The organism is Devosia oryzisoli (assembly GCF_014837245.1).
GTDB lineage: Bacteria > Pseudomonadota > Alphaproteobacteria > Rhizobiales > Devosiaceae > Devosia > Devosia oryzisoli.
Genome location: NZ_JACYFU010000002.1, coordinates 664,803 through 689,999, shown reverse-complemented (window position 1 = coordinate 689,999; position 25,197 = coordinate 664,803). Strand labels below are relative to the sequence as shown.

At 65.2% G+C, this 25,197-nt stretch carries 21 protein-coding genes; 15 read left to right on the top strand and 6 right to left on the bottom strand.

From position 1 onward, the window contains the following. Positions 1–42: 42 nt before the first annotated feature. Complete coding sequence (locus tag IC608_RS09975) at positions 43–531, bottom strand: hypothetical protein (RefSeq protein ID WP_191774970.1); 489 nt, start codon at positions 529–531, stop codon at positions 43–45. Positions 532–881: 350 nt separating this feature from the next. Between IC608_RS09975 and IC608_RS09970 the strand changes: the two genes are divergently transcribed. The 7 genes from IC608_RS09970 to IC608_RS09940 all read left to right on the top strand — a co-directional run bounded on the left by IC608_RS09970 (position 882) and on the right by IC608_RS09940 (position 9,335). Further along, complete coding sequence (locus IC608_RS09970) at positions 882–2,036, top strand: Gfo/Idh/MocA family protein (RefSeq protein ID WP_191774968.1); 1,155 nt, start codon at positions 882–884, stop codon at positions 2,034–2,036. A 12-nt stretch (positions 2,037–2,048) separates the two neighbouring features. Continuing rightward, positions 2,049–2,936: a carbohydrate ABC transporter permease gene (locus IC608_RS09965; protein ID WP_191774967.1), complete on the top strand. Its 888-nt coding sequence runs from the start codon at positions 2,049–2,051 to the stop codon at positions 2,934–2,936. Between the two features lie 86 nt (positions 2,937–3,022). Beyond that, positions 3,023–3,865 (top strand): carbohydrate ABC transporter permease, encoded by an 843-nt coding sequence (locus IC608_RS09960; protein WP_191775445.1) that lies wholly within the window; start codon positions 3,023–3,025, stop codon positions 3,863–3,865. A 98-nt stretch (positions 3,866–3,963) separates the two neighbouring features. Beyond that, complete coding sequence (locus IC608_RS09955; RefSeq protein ID WP_191774965.1) at positions 3,964–5,184, top strand: ABC transporter substrate-binding protein; 1,221 nt, start codon at positions 3,964–3,966, stop codon at positions 5,182–5,184. A 73-nt stretch (positions 5,185–5,257) separates the two neighbouring features. Next, positions 5,258–6,334, top strand: a complete 1,077-nt coding sequence (locus IC608_RS09950; RefSeq protein WP_191774963.1) for an ABC transporter ATP-binding protein — start codon at positions 5,258–5,260, stop codon at positions 6,332–6,334. A 24-nt stretch (positions 6,335–6,358) separates the two neighbouring features. Beyond that, positions 6,359–7,225, top strand: coding sequence for a MurR/RpiR family transcriptional regulator (locus tag IC608_RS09945; protein ID WP_191774961.1), 867 nt, complete (start codon positions 6,359–6,361; stop codon positions 7,223–7,225). 94 nt (positions 7,226–7,319) lie between these two features. Continuing rightward, entirely contained in the window at positions 7,320–9,335 is a 2,016-nt protein-coding gene (locus IC608_RS09940; protein ID WP_191774959.1) for a beta-N-acetylhexosaminidase, read from the top strand. Between the two features lie 475 nt (positions 9,336–9,810). On the opposite strand, the gene IC608_RS09935 is transcribed toward IC608_RS09940, so the two are convergent. Next, positions 9,811–11,271, bottom strand: coding sequence for a M81 family metallopeptidase (locus IC608_RS09935; protein WP_191774957.1), 1,461 nt, complete (start codon positions 11,269–11,271; stop codon positions 9,811–9,813). Positions 11,272–11,447: 176 nt separating this feature from the next. Here IC608_RS09935 and IC608_RS09930 point away from each other — a divergent pair, with 176 nt between their 5' ends. The 3 genes from IC608_RS09930 to IC608_RS09920 all read left to right on the top strand — a co-directional run bounded on the left by IC608_RS09930 (position 11,448) and on the right by IC608_RS09920 (position 13,775). Further along, complete coding sequence (locus IC608_RS09930; protein WP_191774956.1) at positions 11,448–11,831, top strand: RidA family protein; 384 nt, start codon at positions 11,448–11,450, stop codon at positions 11,829–11,831. 100 nt (positions 11,832–11,931) lie between these two features. Next, the gene (locus tag IC608_RS09925) at positions 11,932–12,714 is read left to right on the top strand and encodes an SDR family oxidoreductase (protein ID WP_191774954.1); all 783 of its coding nucleotides are present in this window, start codon (positions 11,932–11,934) and stop codon (positions 12,712–12,714) included. Next, entirely contained in the window at positions 12,711–13,775 is a 1,065-nt protein-coding gene (locus IC608_RS09920) for a D-TA family PLP-dependent enzyme (protein WP_191774952.1), read from the top strand. Before IC608_RS09925 ends, IC608_RS09920 begins: the two co-directional genes overlap by 4 nt. 10 nt (positions 13,776–13,785) lie before the next feature. Here IC608_RS09920 and IC608_RS09915 read toward each other — a convergent pair whose 3' ends face one another. Further along, positions 13,786–14,541 (bottom strand): N-formylglutamate amidohydrolase, encoded by a 756-nt coding sequence (locus tag IC608_RS09915; RefSeq protein ID WP_191774950.1) that lies wholly within the window; start codon positions 14,539–14,541, stop codon positions 13,786–13,788. 155 nt (positions 14,542–14,696) lie between these two features. Between IC608_RS09915 and IC608_RS09910 the strand changes: the two genes are divergently transcribed. Genes IC608_RS09910 through IC608_RS09900 form a run of 3 tightly spaced genes read left to right on the top strand, consistent with a single transcriptional unit; the run spans position 14,697 to position 18,201 of the window. After that, positions 14,697–15,527 (top strand): amidohydrolase family protein, encoded by an 831-nt coding sequence (locus IC608_RS09910; RefSeq protein ID WP_191774948.1) that lies wholly within the window; start codon positions 14,697–14,699, stop codon positions 15,525–15,527. Between the two features lie 50 nt (positions 15,528–15,577). Further along, entirely contained in the window at positions 15,578–16,408 is an 831-nt protein-coding gene (locus IC608_RS09905) for a sugar phosphate isomerase/epimerase family protein (RefSeq protein WP_191774946.1), read from the top strand. A 53-nt stretch (positions 16,409–16,461) separates the two neighbouring features. Then, positions 16,462–18,201 carry a PAS domain S-box protein gene (locus tag IC608_RS09900; RefSeq protein WP_191774944.1) on the top strand — a complete coding sequence of 580 codons (1,740 nt, stop codon included), beginning with the start codon at positions 16,462–16,464 and terminating at the stop codon, positions 18,199–18,201. Positions 18,202–18,208: 7 nt separating this feature from the next. Here the strand turns inward: IC608_RS09900 and IC608_RS09895 are convergent, their stop codons facing one another. Both IC608_RS09895 and IC608_RS09890 read right to left on the bottom strand, forming a co-directional pair. Continuing rightward, complete coding sequence (locus tag IC608_RS09895) at positions 18,209–19,120, bottom strand: LysR family transcriptional regulator (RefSeq protein ID WP_191774942.1); 912 nt, start codon at positions 19,118–19,120, stop codon at positions 18,209–18,211. Between the two features lie 85 nt (positions 19,121–19,205). Next, positions 19,206–19,952, bottom strand: coding sequence for a sulfite exporter TauE/SafE family protein (locus IC608_RS09890; RefSeq protein WP_191774941.1), 747 nt, complete (start codon positions 19,950–19,952; stop codon positions 19,206–19,208). Positions 19,953–20,217: 265 nt separating this feature from the next. Between IC608_RS09890 and IC608_RS09885 the strand changes: the two genes are divergently transcribed. Both IC608_RS09885 and IC608_RS09880 read left to right on the top strand, forming a co-directional pair. After that, positions 20,218–22,092, top strand: coding sequence for an ABC transporter ATP-binding protein (locus IC608_RS09885; protein WP_191774939.1), 1,875 nt, complete (start codon positions 20,218–20,220; stop codon positions 22,090–22,092). Positions 22,093–22,118: 26 nt separating this feature from the next. Continuing rightward, positions 22,119–24,011: an ABC transporter ATP-binding protein gene (locus IC608_RS09880; protein ID WP_191775442.1), complete on the top strand. Its 1,893-nt coding sequence runs from the start codon at positions 22,119–22,121 to the stop codon at positions 24,009–24,011. Between the two features lie 185 nt (positions 24,012–24,196). Here the strand turns inward: IC608_RS09880 and IC608_RS09875 are convergent, their stop codons facing one another. After that, complete coding sequence (locus IC608_RS09875; protein WP_191774937.1) at positions 24,197–25,177, bottom strand: acetyltransferase domain-containing protein; 981 nt, start codon at positions 25,175–25,177, stop codon at positions 24,197–24,199. Positions 25,178–25,197: the final 20 nt, after the last annotated feature.

The window sequence follows — 25,197 nt, the reverse complement described above, 5'->3', positions numbered from 1 at the left end:
AAACAGGGGTCCCCGCTGTCGCGGGAATGACACCGGGTTTGCTTAGGCCTGCTTGCCCATCGGGTAGGGCAGATAGCCGACGAAGCCTGTCAGCTTCCATTGCCCATCGATCTTGCGGCAGAAATAGAGCGTCTGCCAATTGAGCCGGTCGACCCCGCCGTCGCTCTTGCGGATTTCGCCATCGAACTTCTTGTGCGCGATGGCGCGCTCGCCGCTGATCTCGATTTCGGTCAGGCTCGTGGCGCGACGGATGCCGGCCTCGACGTCCTCGGCATAGCTCTGCGCCTGCCCCTCGCGGGCCTGCCGCAGCCACTCGTCGCGATACGCCTCGAGCGTGGGAAAGCTGATCGTCCAGCCGTCCGGATTGTCCTTGCCGTTGCCGTTGATGCCGAAGAAGTCCGATGCGGCGAAGTCGTTTTCCACCATGCTCCAGTCGGCCTGGATGTAGGCGGCGATGTCGCGGGGCACCAGCATGGTCCAGATGGCGCTGCGATCGGGGTCGTTGGGGAAGGGGTTGGTGGAAAAGCTCATCATTACCATCGTGTTGGGCGGGAACGGCCGGTCCCGCGCTGTTTCATATTTTCAGGCAAAGCCGGGCACAAACAAGTCCACTTTGAGGCCACAAGGATACCAATTTCGCCATGCTGCCCCGAACCGATGGCTTTGTCCACATCTTCCTCGGGGGTGTCACGTTGAAAAATGCCCAGATTTCGGCCGTGTCGCCGCAGATTTGGGCAGGGAAGCTGGGTGGCTTAAATTGGTATTGTAATGGGCGGCAATGTGTGTTGACATGATGTCAGAAACACGCCTAGTCTTGAAAATCGTTTACAAGAACGACACTGGCCCGCAGAGGTCGGCGGAAGAATAAACAGGGTGCGCATATGCGGGTAGGGATCGTCGGGCTCGGCTTTCGGCTGGGCTATCTGGCACGGGTGTTTTCGCTGGCGAGCGACGATTTCGAGGTCGTCGGCTACGTGGATCCCGAGCCTGCCGGTCTTCCCTACGCCCAGGAACATGGCGTGTCCGTCGGTAAGGCCTATGACAGCCTCGAGGATATGCTGGACAAGGCGGAGCTCGACCTTTTGATGGTCGGCTCGCCCAATCACCTTCATCTCGAGCACATCCGCATCGGGCTCGACCGCGGCCTGAAAATCTTTACCGAAAAGCCGGTCGTCACGACCATCGAAGACACGATGACGCTGGCCGAGCTGATCGGCAAGCACGGCCCGGACCAGCTCATGGTCGGCCTCGTGCTGCGCTACGCGCCGCTCTATGTCGACCTGCGCCGGGCACAGGCCGAAGGGCAGCTGGGGGACATCGTCTCCATCGAGGCGTCCGAGACCATCCCGCCCTATCATGGCGCTTTCTTCATGCGCGACTGGCGGCGGTATGAAAAATATTCGGGCAGCTTCATGCTCGAAAAGTGCTGCCACGACATCGACCTCTATAATGGCGTCATGGGCTGCCGCCCGGTCTCCGTCGCCAGCTTCGGCGGCCGGCGCAGCTTCGTGCCCAAGAATGCGCCTGCCGAAAGCGGCATCAACGACATGGAGGTCTACCACCGCAAGCCCTCGGGCTGGATGGGGACGGACAAGGTGTTCGACAGCGACGGCGACATCATCGACTACCAGATGGCGCTGGTGCAGTACGAGAACGGCGCGGCGCTGACCTTCCACACCAACCTCAACGTGCCCGACGATTTCCGGCGCTTTGCCGTGATCGGCGCCAAGGGCATGGCCGAGGGCGACTTCATCCGCAACTACTTCAAGGTCACCGACGCCCGCACCAAGGAGCGGCTGGAGGACAAGACCTACCAGACCTCCGAGCTCAGCCAGCACTATGGCGCCGACGAGCAGATGGCCGAGGACATCCTCAAGCACCTCAAGGAGGGGGCGCCGCTGCCGGTTTCGGTCACCGATGCCCTGGAGGCGGGGCTCCTCGCCCTCTCCATGGACGAGGCCATGCGAACCCGCTCCGTGGTGGACATGGCCCCGATCTGGCAGCGCTTCGATAAAGCGCTCGGGCGCACCAGCTAAGGGAGACCGGCGATGACCAGCACCAGAAGCGCAACCCTCTTCGCCCTCGCCCTGCTGGCTCCGGCCCTCCTCTATATCCTGGTGATCGTCGCCTATCCCCTGTTCGATACGGTGGTGCTGAGCTTCACCAACGCCGCCCTGCGCCCGACCTACGACTTCGTCGGCTGGGCCAACTACCAGCGCATCTTCAGCGCCGGCAATTTCACCGAAGTCATCCTGCGCACGCTGATCTGGACCTTCTTTTCGGTCAGCATCAAGATGATCATCGGCATGGCCGGCGCGGTGCTGCTCAATGCCGCCATCCCCGGCCAGACGCTGTTCCGCGTCCTCACCATGCCGCCCTGGATCGTGCCCATGGCCATCGGCATCTTCATGTGGGGCTGGATGTATAACGGCCAGTTCGGCATGATCTCCGGGCTGCTGCAGAATTTCGGCATCATCAGCAAGCCCTGGCCGATCCTGGCCGCGGGAGACAGCGCCTTCTGGGCCACCATCGTCACCGACGTGTGGATCGGCGTGCCCATGGTGACGATCTATTTCCTGGCCGCCATGCAGTCGATCCCGCGCGATCTCTACGAAGCCGCCTGGACCGACGGGGCAGGGCGCTTCTACCGCTTCCGCCGCATCACCGTGCCGATGATGCTGCCGGCCATCATCACCATGAGCCTGCTCTCGCTCATCGCCACGTTCAACTCGTTCGACATCATCTACATCCTCACCCGTGGCGGGCCCTCCGGCTCCACCACGACGATGATCATCGACACCTACAACACGGCCATGGGCAGCCGGAAATACGGCGAAGGCGCCGCGCGCGCCGTGGTCATCTGCATCTTCGTGACGCTGTTCTGCCTGGTGTACTTCCGGGCCGTGCGCAAGCTCCAGCAGGGAGAGGCCAAATGACCGACGTCGCCCACACCACCGAAGTTGCCGCCGTCGATAGCCCGGCGACCGTCAAGCCGAAGGCCCGCGTCAAAGCCACCAAGGCGATGATCGACCGCTACAAGTGGTACGAGGTCGTGGCGCTCTACGCTGGCATCGCCCTCTTCCTGTTCTTCGTGCTGGCCCCCTTCATCGAAGGGTTCCTCGTTTCCCTGAAGCCGTTGAGCCAGCTGTTTTCGACGCCCTACAGCTTCATTCCCAAGACCTGGTCCTTCGACTCCTACGTCAACATGTGGACCTCGGTGCCCATGCTGGGCATGCACATCTTCAACTCGTTCTTCATCTCCACCCTGGTCACCCTGATCGTGGTGATGGTGGTGGTCCCTGCCGCCTACGCCTTCGCGCGGTTCAGCTTCGCTGGCGCGGGCCTGCTGCTGGGCGGGTTCCTCGCGGTCAACATGTTCTCGGGCGCCGTGCTGCTGATCCCGCTGTTTCGGCTGATGCGCTCGCTGGGCCTGCTCAACACCTACTGGGCGATGATCGTGCCGGGCGCGGCTTTCCTCATTCCCTCGTCCATCTGGCTGTTGCGCACCTACATGATGCGCATTCCGCGCGAGCTCGACGAGGCGGCATGGGTCGATGGCGCCAGCCGGCTCTATACGCTGCGCCGGGTCATCCTGCCGCTGGCCATGCCCGGCATCGTGGTGGTCGCCATCATGACCTTCATCGGCGCCTATGCGCAGCAGTTCATCTTCGCGCTGACCTTCAACTCCAAGACCGAGTTCATGCCGCTGCCGATCGGGCTCTTCGCCTTCTTCGGTAAGCAGGAAGTGATCTGGAACGAGCTGATGGCAGCCTCTTTCGTGGGCATCCTGCCGGTCATGATCGTCATCGTGATCCTGCAGCGCTATCTCGTCGCCGGCCTCACCGCCGGTGCCATCAAGCAATAGGGCTCTCCCAGGGGAGCTCGAGGGACTTGGCCGCAGCCCGTTGGGAGGCCCGGCCGGGAGAATGCGCCCCCCGGGGCGTCAACAAGGGAGACTACGCAATGAAGAAGATACTTGGATTGACGGCGGTTTCGCTGCTGGCCCTGGCCAGCGCTGCCCCGGGCGCCTATGCCCAGGACAAGGAAATCACCTTCATCAACTGCGGCGACGAACTGACCGCGGGCTACGCCGATTATTTCAAGGAATGGGAAGCCGAGAACCCGGGCTTCAAGGTTGCGCCCGAAGTCGTGGGTTGGGGCCAGTGCCAGGACAAGGTGACCACGCTCGCCGCCGCCGGCACCCCGGTTGCCCTGGCCTATGTCGGTTCGCGCACGCTCAAGCAGTTCGCGCTCAACGACCTCATCGTCCCCATTCCGATGACGGACGAGGAGAAGGCCTCCTACTACAATTTCGTGCCCGAAACCGTGACCTTCGACGGCACCCAGTGGGGCGTGCCGGTGGCCTTCTCCACCAAGGCTCTCTACTGGAACAAGGACCTGTTCGAAGCCGCGGGCCTCGATCCGGAAACTCCGCCCAAGACCTGGGAAGAAAAGATCGCCTTCGCCAAGCAGATCACCGAAAACACCGACGCTGCTGGCTATGGCCTGGTCGCCAAGACCTTCGACAACACGATGCACCAGTTCCTCCATTGGGTTTACACCAATGATGGCCTCGTGATCGATGCCGAAGGCAACATCGTCCTCGACAGCCCGCAGGTTCTGGCCGCGCTGACGGCCCTCAAGGACATCACGCCTTACTCCGAAGAAGGTCCGACTGCTTACGAGCAGAACGAAGTGCGCGCCATCTGGCTGGACGGCGGCGTGGCCATGATCGAGGCCTCTCCCGGTGCGGCCAACCTGGCCACCGAAGCCGGCATGAATTGGGGCGTCGCTCCGCTGCCGCTTGGCCCCGACGCCAAGGGTCCCGGCACGCTGTTGATCACCGACTCGCTGGCCGTCTTCAAGGGCAGCGGCGTCGAGGAGCAGGCCATCAGCCTTGCCAAGTACATCACCTCGGGTGAACGCCAGTGGGATGCCGAAATGGCGCAGGGCCTGACCCCGCTCCGTCCGCTGCAGCCCCAGACCGATGAACTGGTTGCCGAAAAGCCGTACTGGAAGCCGTTCCTCGACGGCATCGAGTTCGGTGGCCCCGAGCCGCTCCTGACCGACTATGTCGGCCTGCAGAACACCATGATCGAAATGGTCCAGTCGGTCGTGACCGGCCAGGCCGAGCCCAAGGCGGCGCTCGAAAAGGCCGCTTCCGAGCTCGAGCAGTACAAGTAAGGTCCTCCCAGACTCCGCCGCCGCCTCCGGGCGGCGGCCCTCCACCATTGTGCCTTCGCCGGAGACGCGAACCATGTCGCAACTGAGCCTCAAGCAGCTCGAAAAGAGCTTCAACGAAGCCCGCATCATCAAGGGCATCGATCTCGATGTGTCCGAAGGCGAGTTCGTGGTTTTCGTCGGGCCTTCCGGCTGCGGCAAGTCCACGCTGCTGCGCATGATCGCGGGGCTCGAAGAGGTCAGCGGCGGGCAGATCGAGATCAGCGGGCAGGTGGTCAACGACCTGCCGCCGGTCAAGCGCGGCATTGCCATGGTGTTCCAGAGCTACGCGCTCTACCCGCACATGTCGGTCTATGAAAACATCGCCTTTCCGCTGCGCGTGGAAAAGCTGCCGCAGGCCGAAGTGGACGCCCGTGTCGGCGCCGCGGCCAAGGTGCTGCAGCTCGAATCGCGCCTGCAGCATCGCCCGGGCCAGCTTTCGGGCGGCCAGCGCCAGCGCGTCGCCATCGGCCGCGCCATCGTGCGCCAGCCGAAAATTTTCCTGTTTGACGAGCCGCTCTCCAACCTCGACGCCGCGCTTCGTTCGGAAATGCGCATCGAGCTGATGGAGCTGCACAAGCGCCTTGGCTCCACCATGATCTACGTGACGCACGACCAGATCGAGGCCATGACCATGGCCGACAAGATCGTCGTCCTCAACGCCGGCGAAATCAGCCAGGTCGGCGGCCCGCTCGAGCTCTACCACAAGCCCGACAACCTCTTCGTCGCGGGCTTCATCGGCTCGCCCAAGATGAACTTCATCTCGGGCAAGGTGCGCAAGGCCGATGGCGCGACGGCCACCATCGATCTGGGGAGCCTCGGCACCATCGCCCTGCCGCGCACCAGCACCGCCGTTGCGGGACAGGACGTGACGCTGGGCATCCGGCCCGAGCATCTCTCGCTGGGCGAAGGGGAGTTCGGCCTCGAGACGACGCCAAACATCGTCGAGCAGCTCGGCATCCACACCATCACCTATTCCACCCTGTCGGGCGGGGAGAACTTCATCGGCCTCTTCGAAGGCAACCCGGCGCTGGCCGAGGGCCAGCCGGTGCGCATGAGCTTCCCCCTCGACAAGGTTCACCTCTTCGACGCGAAGGGCCTCGCCGTCTACTGAGCGGCAAGGGGCCAGGGTCAGGTCATGCTCGATATCGTCGGCCTGCTGCAGACCGAAAAGAACGCCTTTACCCGCTCGGAACGCGCGCTGACCGATCTCGTGCTGGCCGATGTCGACAGCGTCCTCAAGATGAGCATCGTCGATCTCGCCGCGCAGGCCGACGTGTCCCCACCCACCGTGACGCGCTTCTGCCGGCGGCTGGGCTGCGAGTCCTATGCCGATTTCAAGGTGCGCCTCGCCCAGTCCCGCTTCGTCGGGCAGCGCTACATCGCCCCCTCAAGCGGCCCGACCGGCGTGCCCGAAATCGCCCAGGGCGTGATCAACGGCATCCAGTCCATCATCTACGAGACCTTCGATCAGCTCGACTTTGCCGCTGTCGACCGGGCCGCCAAGGCCATCGCGCAATCGAGCTTCGTGCTGAGCTTCGGCTCGGGCGGGGCCTCCTCGATGATGGCGGGGGAGATCGAGACGCGCCTGTTTCGTCTCGGGCTCAAGGTCGCGTCCACCGAGGACCACCAGCTCCAGCTGATGCGCGTGGCGGCTGCCCCGGCCGGCACAGTGATCGTCGCTTTTTCCATGTCGGGCAACAATGCCCAGCTCGCCAAGACGCTGACGGTCGCGGGCGAATATGGCCTCACCCGCATCGTCGCCACGCGCTCGGCCTCCATGGTGTCGGCGCAGGCCGATATCCTCTTGCCGGTCAACTGGCACGAGAACACCGACATTCTCCGTCCCACCCCGGGGCGCTACGCTTTCCTCGCCACGGTGGACGTGTTGGCCCAGACCATCGCCACGCGGCTTGGCCCCTCCGCCGTCGCCAGCATGCGCCGCATCAAGCACCAGCTCGTCGTCACCCGTGATGGGGACGACGGACAGCCGCTGGGGGATTAGTTCAGAGCGTACCAAACGCCCTCGTGGTGAGGTGCGCGTTCTTCACGAGCCTCGAACCACGAGGGCGTGGCATCACATCTGCAGCGAGTTGATCATGACTGCCAAATTCTCCCTAACCACCACCTGGTCCCCCGCCACGGACAGCGAGCCGCTCGGCTATGGCCTCAACCTCACCAATATCGGGGACGAGCCGGTCAGCAATTTCCAGCTGGGCTTTTCCGGCCCCGCGCGCATCGATCCGCATGCGACGCTGGAGAACGGCAAGCTGTTGAAGCGCCTTTCGAACCACACGCTGATCGCGCCGCCCGATGGCTTCGTGCTGCGGCCGGGGGAGACGTGGACGGCGACGGCGCGCGGGCTCTCCTATGGGCTGCGGCACTGGAGCGATGGCGCCAATGCGGCCTATGTCGTGCTCGAGGACGGGCAGGTAATTGCCATCCCCACCACCCCCACGCAAGGCAAGGGCCACAACGCGCCGCTCCTCAAGGGGGCTGCGCGGTTCCTGGTTCCGGCCAAGGCGCCGGTGGCCCATTCCATCATCCCCTGGCCGCGCCATGTCGCGACCGCCGGCAATCGCATCGCGCCGCTCGGCCTCGACCTCCAGCCGCAGGGGGAGGCGGCCAATCGCGCCGCTGCCGCCTTTGCCGGGCTTGTCGACGATCTCTTCCCGGTCGAAGCCATCGTCCGCCCCGCGGCCGAAGCGGGCATGGCGGTGCACATCACTGAAAAGATGGGCCTTGGCGTAGAAGCCTATGAACTGAGCTTTGCCGACAACGCCGTCACCGTCGCCGCGGCCACCCGGCAGGGCATGCTCTATGGCCTCATCACCCTGGCGCAGATGCTACGCGGCGCTCGTCAGTATCCGCAGACCTTCTCCTGGCCCACCGGCGGCACCATCAGCGACGAACCCGGCTTTGGCTTCCGCGGCAGCCATCTCGACGTGGCGCGCCAGTTCTACACCGGAGCGGAAGTCAGCCGGCTCCTCAAGATCATGGCGTGGAACAAGATGAACCGGTTCCACTGGCATCTGACCGAGGACGAAGCCTGGCGCATCGAGATCGACGCTTACCCGGCGCTGACCGAAATCGCCGCCTGGCGCGGTCACGGCAAGGCCCTGCCGCCGCTTTTGGGCTCCGGGCCGCAGCCGACGGGCGGCTACTACACCAAGGACGTCATCCGTCAGGTCGTGGCGCTGGCCGATAGCCTGGGCATCGCCGTCATTCCCGAAGTCGACATGCCGGGCCACTTCTACGCCGCATTGCAGGCGCTGCCCGAATTGCGTGACCCGAATGAAAAGGGCGAATACCAGTCGGTCCAGGGTTTCCCCAACAACAGCCTCAACCCCGCGCATGAGCCGGTCTACAAGTTTGTCGAGACGGTGATCGACGAAGTGCTCGAGATGTTCCCTGCGGGCATCTTTCATATCGGCGCCGACGAGGTGCCGCTGGCGGCCTGGTCCGGCTCGCCTTTGGCGCTGGACATGCTCGAAAAGCTGGCTGGCCCCGAGATGCGGAAAAAACACGAGGCCCAGTTCAACCAGCTGGGCAATCATCACGGCGCCGACGAGATCGAGGGCTCGCCCACGGCGATCCTCCAGGCCGAGTTCATCAAGCGCGTGCACGCCTATATCACCAGCAAGGGCGCCCTCACCGGCGGCTGGGAGGAGGCCGCGCATGGCGATGCCGTGGCCAAGGACAAGGCCTATGTCATCGGCTGGCGCAATGTCGAGATCAACGCGGCGCTGGCCGAACGCGGCTTCGACATCGTCGTTTCGCCCGGCCAGCGCTATTATCTGGACATGGCCAACGGCGTGAGCTGGGCCGAGCCCGGCGCCGGTTGGGCGGGGTGGTCCGGGCCGCAGGAAACTTATGAGTTCGAAGCCCGCGAGGGTTTTTCCGAACAGGGATTGAAGCATCTCCTGGGCATCCAGAGCTGCATCTGGTCCGAAAGCATGACCGACCGCGCCATCTTCGATCGCCTCGTCTTCCCGCGCCTTTCGGCGATTGCCGAAGCCGGCTGGACCACGCCGGAGCGCAAGAGCTGGGAGCGGTTCAGGGCGTTGGTCGGGCTGATGCCGATCATGTACGGGCACTTCGAGCAGAGCGTATGACCCTTATTCCTCTCCCCCTCGGGGAGAGGGTGGATCGGCCGCAGGCCGAGACGGGTGAGGGAGCGCTCGGTCGAGAAGGCGGCGTTGGTGGCTATGTGGACCACCCGGACAAGCCGGGTGGTGACGAGGTGGGAGAGATGCGATCCCCCCACATCGTCATTGCCCCACGTGTTCGGGCAATCCACCGGCCCAACCTCCCCCTCCACGGGGAGGCCGGGAGGGGTGCGAGACCCCTGATATCGTGGCTCTCGTCCCCCCACCCTTGACTCCCTCCCCGCGAGGGGGAGGGTGTCGACTGAGAGTTCCATCCCACCCACCGGTCTTCACCTCCCCCTCGACGGGGGAGGCCGGGAGGGGGTGCGAGAGCCCCGATACCGTGGCTCTCATCCCCCCACCCTTGATCCCTCCCCGCAAGGGGGAGGGTGTCAACTGAGAGTTCAGGGAACGGGATGCGGCTTGCCGATTACAGCGGTTGTCACGCCCCCCACGGGTCCTCGACCATCGGCCAGATGTCGCGGCGCGCCTTGCGGTAGGGCGTCTCCGCCGGGCGGTTGGGGTAGGGCTTGCCGGCCGAGCAGTAGACGATCTCAGAGGCGATCTTCGAGAACGAGTCATAGAAGTGGTTGGTGGACTTGATCAGCAGGATTTTTCGGCTCTTCGGGTCGATCCCCAGTGCCGAAAACAGGCTTGGATCGAAGCTCTGCGCGCGTGTCGAGTTAAGGATCACGTCGATCCCGTCGAAATGCACCCAGGCTGCATCGCCAAAGGGAGCAAAACTGTCGCCGAAGCGCATCTGGGCGTTCCGCACCAGCTTTCTTATCGTCACGATCCGGTCGATGGGATTGCCGGTCATGGGAGCGGACTTGGCGCCGAAGCGCAGCGGGATTTCCGCGCCTTCCCCGGCGGCAAAGCAGATCTGGACGGCAATGGGGTCCCAGATGGTGCCCACCGCAACATCCTGTGCGCCGCGCGCCATGAGTTCGGCCAGGATCACAGTGGCGTCGCCCGCCGTGCCGCCGCCCGGATTGTCCCACACATCGGCGATCACCACCGGGCCGCGCGGGGCGGCGAGGGCGGTGCCGACCGCGACCTTTTCGTCCACCTGCCGCACCATGAAGGTGCCGCGCATGGCAAAGAGCTCGCGGCCCAGCCGCTCGGCGAGGGCCGCGCCTTTTTCAGGCTGCCCGTCCGTCACGGCGATGATCTTGGTGCCCATCTCCGGCACGTCGCCGGCCATGAAGCCGTGAATGACCGAGAGCGAGAGCACGCCTGGCTCGCTTTTCTCGAGCGCCATAAGCCCGTCGACAAAGCTGCGCATCGGCTCCTTGGAGGTGGGAAAGACGTCGATCATCCGGCAATCGAAGACGCTCATCACTGGGGAGATTTCGCCCTTCAGCGTCCGCACGGCCAGCGCCCAGAGGTCGCGCGCCCGGTCCACGAAATCAGTGTGCGGGAACTCCTTGAACACGACGAAGAAGTCTGCCGCCGCGACGCGCCTGGCCGTGAGGTGGCTGTGCGGGTCGAGTTCTGCGCAGACCAGAACCTCCGGCCCGACGATCTCGCGCACGCGGGCGAGGAAATCCCCCTCGCAATCGTCATAGCCCTGCGCCACCATCGCGCCGTGGAGACCCAGCACCACGCCGTCCACCGGCAGCGCCGCGCGCAGCTCGTCGAGAATGGTGTCGCGCAACTCCTCATAGGTCGCCCGCGCCACAAGCCCGGCCGGGTCGGCCCAGCTCGCGCTGCCCTCGATCAGCGTCCAGCCTTCCCGGGCGCAGATTTCGCGGCCGACGGTGATCGGCGCCGTGCAGAGGGTCGGTGTCGCGGGGTGTTGGCCCGGCCCGGCATGGAGGGACGCTTCGAAGGCCCGCTTGTCGATGGCGATGGGCGAAAACGTGTTAGTTTCGGTAGCAAGGGCAGCGGTAAAGACGCGCAACGGGATCATCCGGAAGAAGCAGGGCGTGGAGAAGTCGCAGCCGCGACGCTAGCACACCGGCCGGGTCCCATCACGTAACAAATTTTCATTCCTCACCGCACTTTTCGCCAAATCCATTGCCACCGCGCTATAACTTTGGCTCAGCACGAAATTGAATTTCAGAAAGGATCACCAACATGCCGATCAAGCGCTACGGAGCCGAAAAATCGGGAGCCGGTGGACAGAACCTGCCCTTCGCCCGCGCTGTCGAGGCCGGCGGCTGGCTCTATGTCTCGGGGCAGGTGGCGATGAAGGATGGCGAGATCGTGCGTGGCGGCATCGTTGACGAGACGCACCAGACCATGAAGAACGTCCTCGCCATTCTGGATGAGGCCGGCTACGGGCTCGAACACGTGGTTCGGGTGGGTGTGTGGCTCGATGATCCGCGTGATTTCTGGAGCTTCAACGGCGTCTACAAGACCTATTTCGGCGAGCATCCGCCCGCCCGCGCCTGCGTCCAGAGCCGCATGATGGTGGACTGCAAGGTGGAGATTGATCTCGTGGCCTATAAGGGGCCGTGACCTGAGGCTTGTGCCAGTCGCCCCACCCCACCCTTGATCCCTCCCCATCAAGGGGAGGGAGACGACTGAGAGTTCAGCGTGAGCCAGAGGATTTTCGAGAGTGACCGAACAAAACGCCCCCTTCCGCCTCGATGGCAAGACCGTCCTCATTTCCGGCGCCGGCGGCGGTATCGGCCGCTCGCTGGTGGCGGCGTTCCATGGCGCCGGGGCCCACATCATCGGCGCCGATCGCGATGCCACGATGCTCGAGGGGCTGCCGCTGCTGCGCACGGTGCTGTTCGACCAGGCCGATGCTCCGGCCACCCGCGCGGCCATCAGCGCCGAGATCGAGGCCCATGGCGGGCCAGACTGCGTCGTCTCCAATGCCGGCTTCACCCGCGCCGAGCATCTGGGGATGGTCGATGACGATGTGTGGGCCAGTGAACTCGCCATCAATCTCAACGGCGCCTACGCCATGACCGACCCAATCATTGCCGCCATGGCCAAGCGCGGGCAGGGGAGCCTGGTTTTCATTTCCTCGGTCAACGCGCTGGCGCATTACGGCAACCCGGCCTATTCCGCGGCCAAGGCCGGGCTCGTGGCCTACGCCAAGGCCATCGCGGTGGAGCGCGGCGGCGAGGGCGTGCGGGCCAATGTCGTGGCGCCCGGCTCGGTCCGCACCCCTGCCTGGGATCATCGTCTGGCGGCCGATCCGAGCCTTCTGGACGACGTGCTTCCGCACTATCCGCTGGGGCGCATGGTGAGCCCGTTGGAAGTGGCCAATGCCGTGCTGTTTCTCTGCTCGGACGCGGCCTCGGGCATCACCGGCACCGTGCTGCCCGTCGATGCCGGGCTCACCGCGGGCAATCTGCGTTTCGTCGATGACGTCCTGAGACACAAATGACCACGATATCCGAACTCGATACTCCTTGCGTTCTCATCGATCTCGACAAGGTCGAGGCCAATCTCGCCCGCGCGCAGGCGCTGGCCGACAAGGCGGGGCTGAAGCTGCGCCCGCACATCAAGACCCACAAACTGCCGCGCTTCGCCCGGCGTCAGGTCGAGCGCGGCGCTGCGGGTATCACGGTGCAGAAGCTGGGCGAGGCTGAGGTGATGGCCGATGCGGGGCTCACCGACATGCTCCTTACCTTCAACATCATCGGCGCGGCAAAACGCGCGCGCCTCAAGGCGCTGCACGAGCGCGTCACCATCCGCACCGTGGCCGACAGCGCCGAGTGCGTCGACGGACTGGCCGAGACGTTTACGGACCCGGCCCATCCTCTCGGTGTCTTTGTCGAATGCGACACGGGCATGGGGCGCTGCGGCGTCCAGTCAGCCAAAGCGGCCGTCAGCCTCGCCCGCCGCATCGCCGCGGCGCCCGGCCTCGCCTTTGCCGGCCTCATGACCTATCCGGCGGCCGGAAAATATCGTGAAGCGGCCAAATGGCTGGCCGACGCCAAGGCGCTCTTTGCCCGGGAGAACATGGAGCTGCCCGCCATCACCACGGGCGGCACGCCGGACCTGGCGCACATGGCCGAGGCGGCGGCCGTTGCCACCGAATACCGCCCCGGCACGTACATCTACATGGACCGCTCGCAGGTCGCGGCGGGCGCCGCCGGCTGGGACGATTGCGCGCTGAGCGTTCTTGCCACGGTGGTGTCGCGGCCGACCGACACGCGCGCCATTCTCGACGCGGGCTCCAAAACCCTCACCAGCGACACGCTGGGCCTGGATGGCTTTGGCTATATTCCGGCCTATCCCGAGGCGCGTATCGCAGGCCTCAGCGAGGAACACGGCACGGTGGACCTTTCGGCATCGGCGCAAAAACCTGCCATCGGCGCGGTGCTGCGGATCATTCCCAACCACGCCTGTCCGGTCAGCAATCTCTTCGACCGGGTGCATCTGGTGCGGGGTGACGGGGTGGTGGAGACGCTTGATGTCGCCGCCCGCGGGCGCGTCGACTGACCGGAAACGGTCACTGCCGCGTCAGCAGCGCCGTCATCAGGCCCTCGGCGATCCGCTCGGTCCAGAGCGCAACGCCGTCGAGCGTCAGTATCTCGTCGTGCCGCAACTCGATCATGATGGCGTCGATGCCCCGCGCGTTGCCATGGCGCTCGAGCGTCAGGGTCAGCCCCATGCTGGCCGCATAGGGCTCGTTCCAGCCCACCCTGAGATCGGGTTCGAGCGCGAGAAGGGCATCGCGGAAAGCGGCGGTGAAGCCTTCGTCGTGCGGCACCACCAGCCCGATCGGCCAGGGCCGCTGCACGCCATGATAGACCGGCGTGAAGGAGTGCATGCAGACGAGAATGGAACTCAGCCCTGCATGCCGCCGCGCCTCCAGCAGCGTCTCGATGGCCGCGTGATAGGGCCGGTGATAGTGGTCGATCCGGTATTGCCGCTCCTCGGGCGAGAGGTTCTCGTTGCCGGGGATGCGGGTGCGTTCGGACAGCGTCCAGATGAGGTCGGGCGCGTCGAGCCCGCGGTTCGGATCGATGACGAGGCGCGAAAAGGTGGCTTGCACCATGGGCGCGTCGAGTTGGTCGCTGAGGGCGCGGCTGACCGCCAGCGCGCCGGGGTCCCAGGCGACGTGACTCAACCGCTCGGTCATCGTCAGGCCAAGGGTGCCGAAGCGGTCGGGCAAGCGGTTGGAGGCGTGGTCCACGACGATCACGAAGGGAGAGGCGCCCCGCGCATTGGTCACCATCACCGCTTTGTCGGCAGACGCATTCACGAAGTGCAAAGTCCTTGTCAGTTGTGGGGAAATGGCCGCTTCGACAACGGCGTGTCAACGCCCAACGGTTCCATGACGGCTTCGGCATATCCGCTTGCGGGGGCGCCAAGGCCCCAATAGGCTTGCACCGCCTCATCGTGGGAGGGAGGCACCGGATGCGGATCATCGATACCCATTTGCACCTGATATATCCCGACCGCTTCTCCTACCCCTGGCTGGCCGGCAAGACAGGGCTCGATCGCGCCTGGACGCATGACAGCTATTTCGCCGAAGCCGTGCCGCTCGGCATCGAGGCGGCGCTCCACATGGAGGTGGACGTGGCCGAGCCGGACATGGTCGAGGAGACCGGCTTCGTGGTCGGCCTGCCGCGTATCGTGGGCGCGATCGCGGCGTGCCGGCCGGAACGGGCCGATTTCCCCGACCAGCTCGAGCGTCTGCTCGAAGCGGGGCGGGGGAAGGTGAAGGGGCTGCGGCGCATTCTCCACGAGGTGCCGGACGATGTGAGTCAGAGCGCGCTTTTCGAGGAAAATCTGCGTCACCTCGCACGCCGCGACCTGCCGTTCGACCTTTGCCTCAGGGCCGATCAGTTGCATCTGGGGGTACGGCTTGCCCGGCTTGTGCCCGATCTCACCTTTGTCCTCGACCATTGCGGTAATCCCGACATCAACGGCCAGGGGCTCGACCCGTGGCGCGAGAGCCTGAGCAGCATCGCGGCGCTGCCCAACGTGATGGGGAAGGTATCGGGCATCGTCAATCACTGCGATCCGGGCTGGACGGCGGAGACGCTTCGCCCCTATGTCGAGCACATGATCGCGGCTTTCGGCTGGGACCGGCTGGTCTGGGGCTCGGACCATCCCGTCGCCACGACGACGGGCGGGACGCTGACCGACTGGGTCAATGCCACACGCACCATCGTCCAGGGCGCCAGCACCGACGAAAAGGCCGCACTCTTTCATCGCAACGCCGAACGCCTCTATCGGCTTTAGCATCACCGGGCCGATCCCGGCCCACAACTACCGCCTTCAGGAGAAGCCTCATGGCCGACAGTGCCGACCGCATCGCCCTTTCCACCTGGTCCCTGCACCGCCTCCTGGGCTCAACCTATCCGCACGACCTCTCAACCGATGCGGTGGGGCCGGGCGAGGACACCTATGGCGAAGGCGAAGAGTCGCTGCTGGGCCTGCCCTCGGTGATGGCGAACCACGGCTACCACCGGCTGGAGATCGTCTCGTTCCACCTGCGCAGTCGCGATCCGGTCTACCTTGGCGAATTGCGCGACCAGCTCAAGGTGTCCCATGTGCGCCTCCAGACCCTGCTCATCGATGCCGGGGACATGACCGACCCGGTCAACGGGGCGCGGGACACCGCCTGGATCGGCCGCTGGCTGGACGTCGCCAATGAGCTGGGGGCGGAGAATGCCCGCATCATTGCCGGCAAGCAGCCGTACTCGCCCGAAACGCTGGAGCGGTCCGTGGCCGGCTTCCGCGAACTGATCGCGCGCAATGCCGGGTCGCCGTTGCGGCTCGTGACCGAAAACTGGTTCGACCTGCTCTCGACGCCCGCGGCGGTAAACGCGCTGCTCGACCGTCTCGAGGGCGAGGTTGGGCTGCTTGCCGATTTCGGCAACTGGGGCGGGCCGGGGAAATACGAGGACCTGGCCGCGATCTTCCCGCGCGCCGAGCTCTGCCACGCCAAGGCCAGCTTTGCCGACGGGCAGCTCGACGAGGCGGACTATGGCGACTGCGTCGGCGTGGCCGAGAGCGCCGGCTATATCGGCCCCTACACCCTGATTTTCGATGCGGACCATCCGCACGAATGGACAGGGCTGGCGGCGGAGCGGGACTTCATACTTTCCCGCCTCGGCTGAATTTCCATAGCGCTGGAAGCCAGTTATTAACACGCGCGTGGCAGACTGACCGCATGGCCAAACCGCGTGTGAAACTTGGGGCGAATGCGCCTGTGCGTCTCTCCGAGACGGCAGGCGAGGGTTTGGCCCTTCTCGACGCCGCGCCCCTGGGCATGCTGGTGCTCGATGAGGCCGGGCGGACGCTCTACGCCAATGCGGCATTCTCCGCCATGACGGGCCATGTGCTGCCGCTTGCCGACGACTTTGCGTTTCTCCAGACGATCCACGCCGACGATACGACGCCGGTCCGCCTGCAGCTCGAGCGCCTGGTTCGGGGCGAGGTGGAGACCCTGCGCGGGGAGCACCGCCTGATGCACGCCGATGGCGGCACGCTCTGGGTGATGCTGGCCGCGTCTCGCCTGCCGGGTGCCCAGCCGCGCGTCATCGTGCAACTGACCTCCATCGAGCTGCAGAAAAAGGCCGAGGAAGCGCTGGCCTATTCCGAGAGCCGCTGGAACTTCGCTCTCGAGGGCGCGCGTCAGGGCGTGTGGGACCACGACATCCGCACCGACACCATGTTCTATTCGCGCATGTGGCGCCGCATGCGCGGCATTCCGGCCGACGAGGTGGTCGGCAAGGACCACCAGAAGCAGTGGCTCTCCCGCGTCCACCCCGATGACCATGTCCGCGTGCTGCACGAAATCGAGCGGCAGGATCGGGGCGACGAGGATTTCGAGGCGCTCGAATACCGGGAAATGACGCGGGACGGGCGCTACATCTGGATTCTCAGCCGTGGCCGTCCGGTGGAATGGGATGCGGATGGCAATCCGGTCCGGACCATCGGCACCGATACCGACATCACCTATCTCAAGACGATCGAGCAGGAACTCGCCAGCGAAAAGGAACGGCTGCGCATCACGCTGGACGCCATGGCGGACGGCATGATCGCCACTGACGCCCAAGGCAATGTGGTGTTCCTCAACCCGGCAGCAGAAGCGCTGATCGGCAGACGCGCGGAAGAGATCAGGGGCCGCCCGGCCCAGGACGTGTTCTGCCTGCGCCACGAAATGACCGGCCTGCCCATCCCCTGTCCGGTGCGCCGGTGTCTGGAGACGCACCAGACGGTGCGTAGCGACGATGACGCGCAACTGCTGCACGCCGACGGCGCCCTGCGTGACATCCGCTGCATGGCCTCTCCCGTTACCATGCCCGACGGGACGCTTTCGGGCGTGGTGCTGGTGTTCCAGGACGTCACGCAAAGCCGCGCGCTGCAGCGCGAACTGGCCCATTCGGCTGCGCACGACCCACTGACGGGCTTGCCGAACCGCGCCGCCTTCGAGCGCGGCATGGCGGCCGCAATCGCGACGGCCACCAGCGGAACCCGCTCGCACGGCCTCGTCTATATCGACCTTGACCGCTTCAAGCCGGTCAATGACACGGCCGGGCACGCCGCCGGGGACGCGCTGCTCAAGCAGGTGGCGCGCACCATCCGCGAGTGCTGCCGCAGCCACGACGTGGCCGCCCGCATCGGCGGCGACGAATTTGCGGTGATCCTGGAAGGATGTCCCCCGGCCAATGCCCGCCTCATCGCCGAAAAGATCGTGCGCGCCATCGGTTCCCTGATCTTCACCTGGTCGGGGCGCGACTATCGCATCGGCGCCAGCGCCGGCGTCACCCAGATCAGCGCCGAGCCCGCCTCGCCGCTGGGCTTCCTGGGGGAAGCCGACGCTGCCTGTTATTCGGCCAAGAGCGCGGGGCGGGGCCGGGTGGTGGCGTTCCGCGACATGCTTGGTCCCGAGCAGCGCCGGGACTAACGCCCGCTCAGCTCGAGGGAGAGTAGGTCTCTTCGCAGAGCGCGATGAAGCCGCGCATGGCCGCGGACATCGGGCTCGATTTGCGCCGGGCCACCAGCAGCTTGCGCATCGCCCAGGGCTCGGCCAGCGGTGCGCAGACCAGATCGGTTCCGGCCAGCAGGTGTAGGCTCGTCGAACGCACGAAGCCCAGGCCAAACCCGGCTTCCACCATCCGCACCAGTGCCGGAAAACTCTCGACCCGCAGCGCCTCTTCGAGCTTCTTTCCGGTTTTCGACGCGGCTTCTACCAGGAGCCGGTCGAGCGAGCCGGCATGATGGACGCCCACGATCGGGTGCGGCAGCACATCGGCAAACGGCAGCGCCTTGCGCGGATCGATCTGCGGCGCCAGCGGGTGTTCGGGCGGCGCCAGCACCCAGATACGCTCATCCTCGAACGGGCGGATGTCGAAACGCGAAAAATCGTAATTGTCCGAGACGATGGCGATGTCGGCCTGGCCTTCGTCCAGCGCAAGAAGCGCCTTTGCCGCCCCCATTTCTCCGATGGAGAGGGAAATGCCGGGGTGCTTTTGCGCAAAGCGCGCCAGCAGTTCCGGGAGCCGCCCCGTCAGCGCCGAACTGGTGCAGGCGAGCCTGAGGCTGCCTTTTTGCCCGGAGCTGAAATCGGCCATCACCGCGTCCAGGTCGGCAATGGCACGCAGGACTCCCCGGCAGCCTTCGGCATAGGCTTCCCCGGCCCGCGTGAGGCGAACCCCATGCGCCGAGCGGTCGAACAGCACCACGCCCAGCCGTGCCTCGAGGTCCGATACGCGCCGGCTCACCGCCGAGGATGCAATGCCTTCGCGCTCGGCGGCGCGGCCGATCGAGCCGGTTTCGGCCAGAAGCAGGATCAGGCGGGCAGTGACGCTGTCGAATGGGGCCAAGGGCGGTTCTCCTCGGCCGCACCTTAGGCGGGGTCGGTGCGCCGCAGAAGGGGGCAGCTTCGTTTTGCGGCCCTGCCCCACAGCTTTAGCCGCCGGAAAGGAGTATCAGGCCGCGCCCGAGGTAGAAGAGGCCGATCCCCGTCACCACCCAGCGGGTCCAGCGGCGGAAACCGTCATCGGTGAGCTTTTGCAGGATGCGATAGCCCACCTGCGTGCCCGCCACGGCAAAGGGGGCGGCGATGATGACGAGGAGCCAGTCATTGGCGGCCATGGCCGAGGCGGTCGCCCCGTAAAATACCACCTTGGCCGCGTGCGACACCACTTGCGTGGCCGCCTTGGTGGCGATCACCCGGCGCCGGTCCATTTGCGTGCGGATAAAGAAGATGTCGACCGTGGGGCCCGAGACGCCCACCGCCAGGTTCAGCCCGCCTCCCAGGAGCCCGCAGAAAAAGGCGTGATGGGGCTTGCTGGCGTCGAGCGCGAGCCATTCGCGCGGGATCCAGACGAGGATCGGCATGAGACCGATGGCCAGGCACACCGTCGGCAGGTCGGGCGTGTAGCGCACGATCCAGAGCACGATGGCCGCCGCCACCAGGCCCCCGCAGATCATGCCCAGGATGCGCCAATCGATGAAGGCGCGGGAGAAATAGGCCCGCGACCCGTTGGCGACGATCTGGATCGCCCCCTGCACCGCGATGGCCGTCGCCACCGGAAGCAGCGCCAGGAGGGCGGCCAGCAGCAAGAGGCCCCCGGCCATACCGAAAACACCGGACAAGGTGGACGTGCAGAATACGGCGAGCGCCACGAAGGCGCCGATAAGGAATGCGGTCATGGCGGAACGGTCCTCGCCCCAACATGTTGACCGCATCGACCCGCGCCCGCCAGGCCGCATCCGGCATGGGGCCTTGCCGGTGTCATCGCAATGTCACGCAATGATGCTGGACTGGGAAGTTTGCGAATTTTGCGCAGTTAGCATCTTGAATGGCAGTTTATTTGCGCCTTTTATAGGCAACGCGAGTTTGATTTGCCCGTTTACCGGCCGACGGTTCCTCCCCGCCTCCCTGACGGGTGCCATTTTTTGACGTCTGGATACTCCCTTGACCACCTTCAAGGCTGGCCGCGATCGTTCGCGCGGCGATGCTCATGCCCACCTGGCCGCCGCTCACGCCGGTAAGGGCCAAAAACCGCTCCGGCGCATCACTGCCTATTCGTTGCGGCACGGATGGCAGGCGAGCTTTGCCATCGGCGCCACCATCATTGCTGCGGTGCTGCAGCTGACCATTCCCCGGCTGCTCGGCCATGCGGTCGACCAGGCGCAGAACGTCCTGACGACGGCCGATGCCCGGGCGCAGGAGGCACTGGTCTGGACCGCCCTGACTCTGCTTTCCGTTTCGGTGGCGCGCGGCCTCTTCACCCTCATCCAGAACTATTTCGGCGAGTCGGTGGGCCACCATGTAGGGTATGAGCTGCGCCTGGCCTTCTATGACAAGGTGCAGAAGCTCTCCTATTCCTACCACGACAAGATGCACTCGGGCGATCTCATCACCGTGGGCCTGCTCGATCTCGACGGCCTGCGCATGTTCTTCTCCACCGGCTTCGTGCGCACCATCCTGCTCACCATCCTCATCGGGGTCGGGGCGTGGTTCCTGTTCACCACCGACGTGCTGCTGGCCTTTCTGGCGCTGAGCTTCGTGCCGTTCGTCGCCTGGCGCTCGTCGGTCGCCCAACTCACCCTGCGCGCGACCTGGCTGATGCTGCAGGAAAAGCTGTCGGTATTGACCCGGGTGATGGAGGAGAACCTGGGCGGCATCCGCGTGGTGCGCGCCTTCTCGGGTGGCAAGTACGAGCTCAACAAGTTCGACGCCGCCTCCAAGGAGGCGCTGGCCCTGTCGCACCAGCGTGTCCAGGTGCGCGTGCGCAACACCTCGATGATGACGCTGTCCTTCTTTACCGCCATGGGCCTCGTGCTCTGGTTCGGCGGCAGCAAGGTGATCGCGGGCGAGATGAGCATCGGCACGCTGGCGAGCTTCCTCACCTTCATGACCATCCTGCAGATGCCGGTGCGCCAGCTTGGCCTGATGGTCAATTCCTACGCCCGCGCTTCCACCTGCGGCGAGCGCTTCTTCGGCTTTCTCGATGCGCCCATCGAGATCGAGGACAAACCGGGCGCCGCGCCGCTCACCGTCACCGACGGCACGTTGCGCTTTGAAGATGTCAGCTTCACCTATCCCGGGGCCAACCGCCCCACGCTCGATGGCGTCAGCTTCGAGGGGTACGCCGGGCAGACCATCGGCATCGTCGGCGCGCCGGGCAGCGGCAAATCCACGCTCGCCCACCTCATCCCGCGCTTTTACGATGTGACGGGCGGCCGCATCACCATCGACGGCCAGGATGTCCGCGACGTGACGCTGGAGTCCCTGCGCCGCTCGGTGGCCGTGGTGCAGCAGGACACGTTCCTCTTCACCACCACCATCCAGAACAACATCGCCTATGGCGACCCCTGGGCCAAGGAGCGCAAGATCGAACGCGCGGCCGAAAGCGCGCAACTGCACAACTACATCATGGGCCTGCCCGCCGACTACGAGACGGTGGTGGGCGAGCGCGGCGTGTCGCTTTCGGGCGGCCAGCGGCAGCGTCTCTCCATCGCGCGCTCCCTGGTGCTCAAGCCCGCCGTCATGGTGTTCGACGATTCGACGGCCGCCATCGATGCCGGCACCGAACACCGCATCCGCTCGGCCATGCGCCGCTACGCCAAGGACCGGGTGACGCTGATCATCGCCCATCGGCTTTCCTCGCTCATGCATGCCGACATGATCCTCTTCCTTGAGGACGGGCAGATCGTCGAGCGCGGAACCCATGCCGAGCTCCTGGCGCAGGGCGGCCGCTACAAGGCGCTCTACGACCTCCAGACGCGCCCAACCGACGACATCGACGTCGAGATCGACGCCGACATCGAAAGGGCTGCCCAATGAGCACTCCCATGCACGCCACTGCTCCCATGGCCAATGACGAGGAGCGCGAGACCGCGACCTATCCCGGCCAGCGCCCGCCGCATGCTTCCGTCGGCAGCCACCGCATCGAGGAAGAGGTGTTCGGCAACGCCTATGATCCGCAGACGGTGCGCCGGATCTGGGCCTATGTGCGGCCCTATCGCAGGAAAATCTACCTTTCGGTCGCGGCTGTGCTCATCTTCACGGCCACGCAATTGGCCATTCCGCTCATCATCGGCCGCGCCATCGACACCGGCATGGTGGCCGGTGGCGACATGCAGGCGCTGGTTGGAGCCGTCATCGCCTTCGCCATCGCGGTGCTGCTCAATTTCGGCGCTTCCTATGTGCAGGAAACGCAGGTGGGCGAGGTCGCAGAGAACGTGCTGTTCGACATGCGCCGCGCCATGTTCGCCCAGCTCCAGCGCGTGTCGCTGAGCTTCATGGACAAGACCGAAGTCGGGCGCCTGATGAGCCGCCTGCAGGGCGACGTCAATTCCATGCAGGAGTTTCTCGAAACCTCGGTCATCTCGGTGGGCGATATCGTGCTTCTGGTGGGCATCGTCGTGGTGCTGCTCAGCCTTGATCCTGGCTTGGGCCTTTTGACGATGGTCACCATGCCCATCCTCTTCGTGGTGCGCATCTTCTGGCTGCCGCGCGCCAAGCGGGCCTTCTGGGCGGCGCACGAAACCAATTCGCTGACCGCCGGGGCCATGGCCGAAGGCATCAACGGCGTGCGCACGGTGCAGAACCTCGACCGCCAGCAGGTCAATTTCGACCTCTATGACGACAAGGCCTATCACAACCTCGAAAACCAGCTGACGGGGTCGAAATACGCTCAGGTCATGGTGCCCATCGTCGATACGCTGACCGGCATCTCCATGGCGACGGTGGTGATCGTGGGCGGCAACATGGTGCTGAACGGGACGCTGCAGGTGGGTGTCATCGTCACCTTCCTCTTCTACATCCAGCGCTTCTTCGATCCGATCCGCTCGCTCACCATGCAGTATTCGATCATGCAGCGCGCCATGACCTCGGGCCGTCGCATTACCGAAGTGCTCGACCTGCCCGTGACGATCGCCGACAAGCCGAACGCCGTGACGCTGACGAGCGACATGGATGGCTCGGTCGAGTTCCGCAACGTCGTCTTCGGCTATGATCCGAAGCGCCCCGTGCTCAAGAACGTGTCCTTCAAGGTCAACCCTGGCGAAACGGTCGCGCTCGTCGGTCCCACTGGCTCGGGCAAGACCAGCGCCATGGCGCTCGTCCATCGCTTTTACGAGGTGCAGGAGGGTGCGGTGATTGTCGGCGGCCACGACGTGCGCGACGTGACGCAGGACAGCCTGGGCGCCGAAGTCGCCATGGTGTTGCAGGAGCCGTTCCTCTTCACCGGCACGATTTTCGAGAACATCCGCTACAACAAGGCGGGCGCCACCCTCGACGACGTCGTCACCGCCTCCAAGGCCGTGGGCGCGCACGAGTTCGTCGAGCGCCTGCCCGAGGGGTACAATACCGTGCTTGAACAGCGCGGCTCGAACCTGTCGCTCGGCCAGCGCCAGCTTTTGAGTTTTGCGCGGGCGCTTGTGGCCGACGCGAAGATCCTGGTATTGGACGAAGCCACGGCCAATATCGACAGCTATACCGAGCGGCAAATCCAGAAGGCGCTGGAAATCCTGCTGCGCGGCCGCACCGGCATGGTCATTGCCCACCGTCTCGCCACCATCCGCGGCGCCGACCGGATCATCGTGCTGCAGAACGGCGAAAAGATCGAGGAAGGCAACCACGACCAGCTCATGGAATTGGGCGGGCTCTATTCCAGGCTCTACAACATGAACTACGCCAGCTTCGACGACATCCCCGACGACCTTGTCGCCCAGGCCAACGCCAAGGCGTCTAGCACCTGATCTTCTCCGGGGCTCTGGCTGTCTCCCGACCCGCGCCCCTAGGGACCGAGGGTGGGGTGGGGCCACACCCACCGGCGTCACCCCACCGTCACCACCCGGCTCGTCCGGTGGTCCATCTTTCGGGGAACATGGATTGCCCGGACAAGCCGGGCAATGACGAAGGACATGAGTCCCTTTTCGCCCGGCTACTTTACCCCATCCAGTTCCGGGTAGATCAAGGCCGAGCACTGCCGGTTGTTGGCGTCGAGCTTGGCCTGGTCACCGGCTGAGACGAGGCCGCTATAGATCGGCTCCCAGAGATTGTCCCGCTCGACGCCCTCCAGGCCGCACTGGCAATAGGTCGTGCACAGATCGGGCGAGGTGCCACCGGCTTCGCAGGTGGATTGGCACGAGCGCAGGAAATCGGCCTCGCGGCCGCTCTGCTGCGTGTCCATGACCAGCGAGAGCGGATAGACGATGCCCAGCAGCAGAGGCTGGTGCAAAAGGTAGATGAGAAGGCTCCAGCGCCCGAGAAAGGCGAGCCCGCGTCCGAGGCGTCCGGGCCGGATTTCGGCGAGCCGGGCGCGCAGGGCGCTTGCGTCGACCAGCCGCATCGCCAGCACGCCCAGAAGCACCACGCCGAGCCAGGGAAAGACGGGCACGAGGTCATTGGCCGGTGGCGCCTCTGTCCAGAAGCCGATCCAGGACGTGATGCGCCGGTTGAAGAAGGGGTTGGAGAAAACCTGGGGCAGGCCGATGATCACGGCGGCGACAGCGCCCGTGAGCCATAGCGGCGTAAAGAGGAACGGCAGCGCCAGGAGGCTCAAAAGCGCGATTGCGTGCAACACGCCGAAATAGACAAAGCTGGTGGGGAAGGTGAACCAGGTGCCGATGGTGATCAGCGCCGCGCCCGCCACCACGAATGCCCAACGCCGCCAGAACGCCCCCCAGCGGATGGCCCGCCCGTGGCCCAGCACCAGACCCACGCCGACCAGAAACATGAAGGCGAACAGGATGGTGCGCGCAAAGAAGACCCAGACCGGGTCGTACCCGACATCGACCGGGATGAAGCGGAAATAGGAGAGGTCCCAGCCCAGGTGATAGACCGCCATGGCGATGATGGCGACGCCGCGGAGGATGTCGATGATGGCGAGGCGCGGGCGTTTTTCGTGTAGCGGATGGATCAAGCTACCCCCTCATCCGGCGC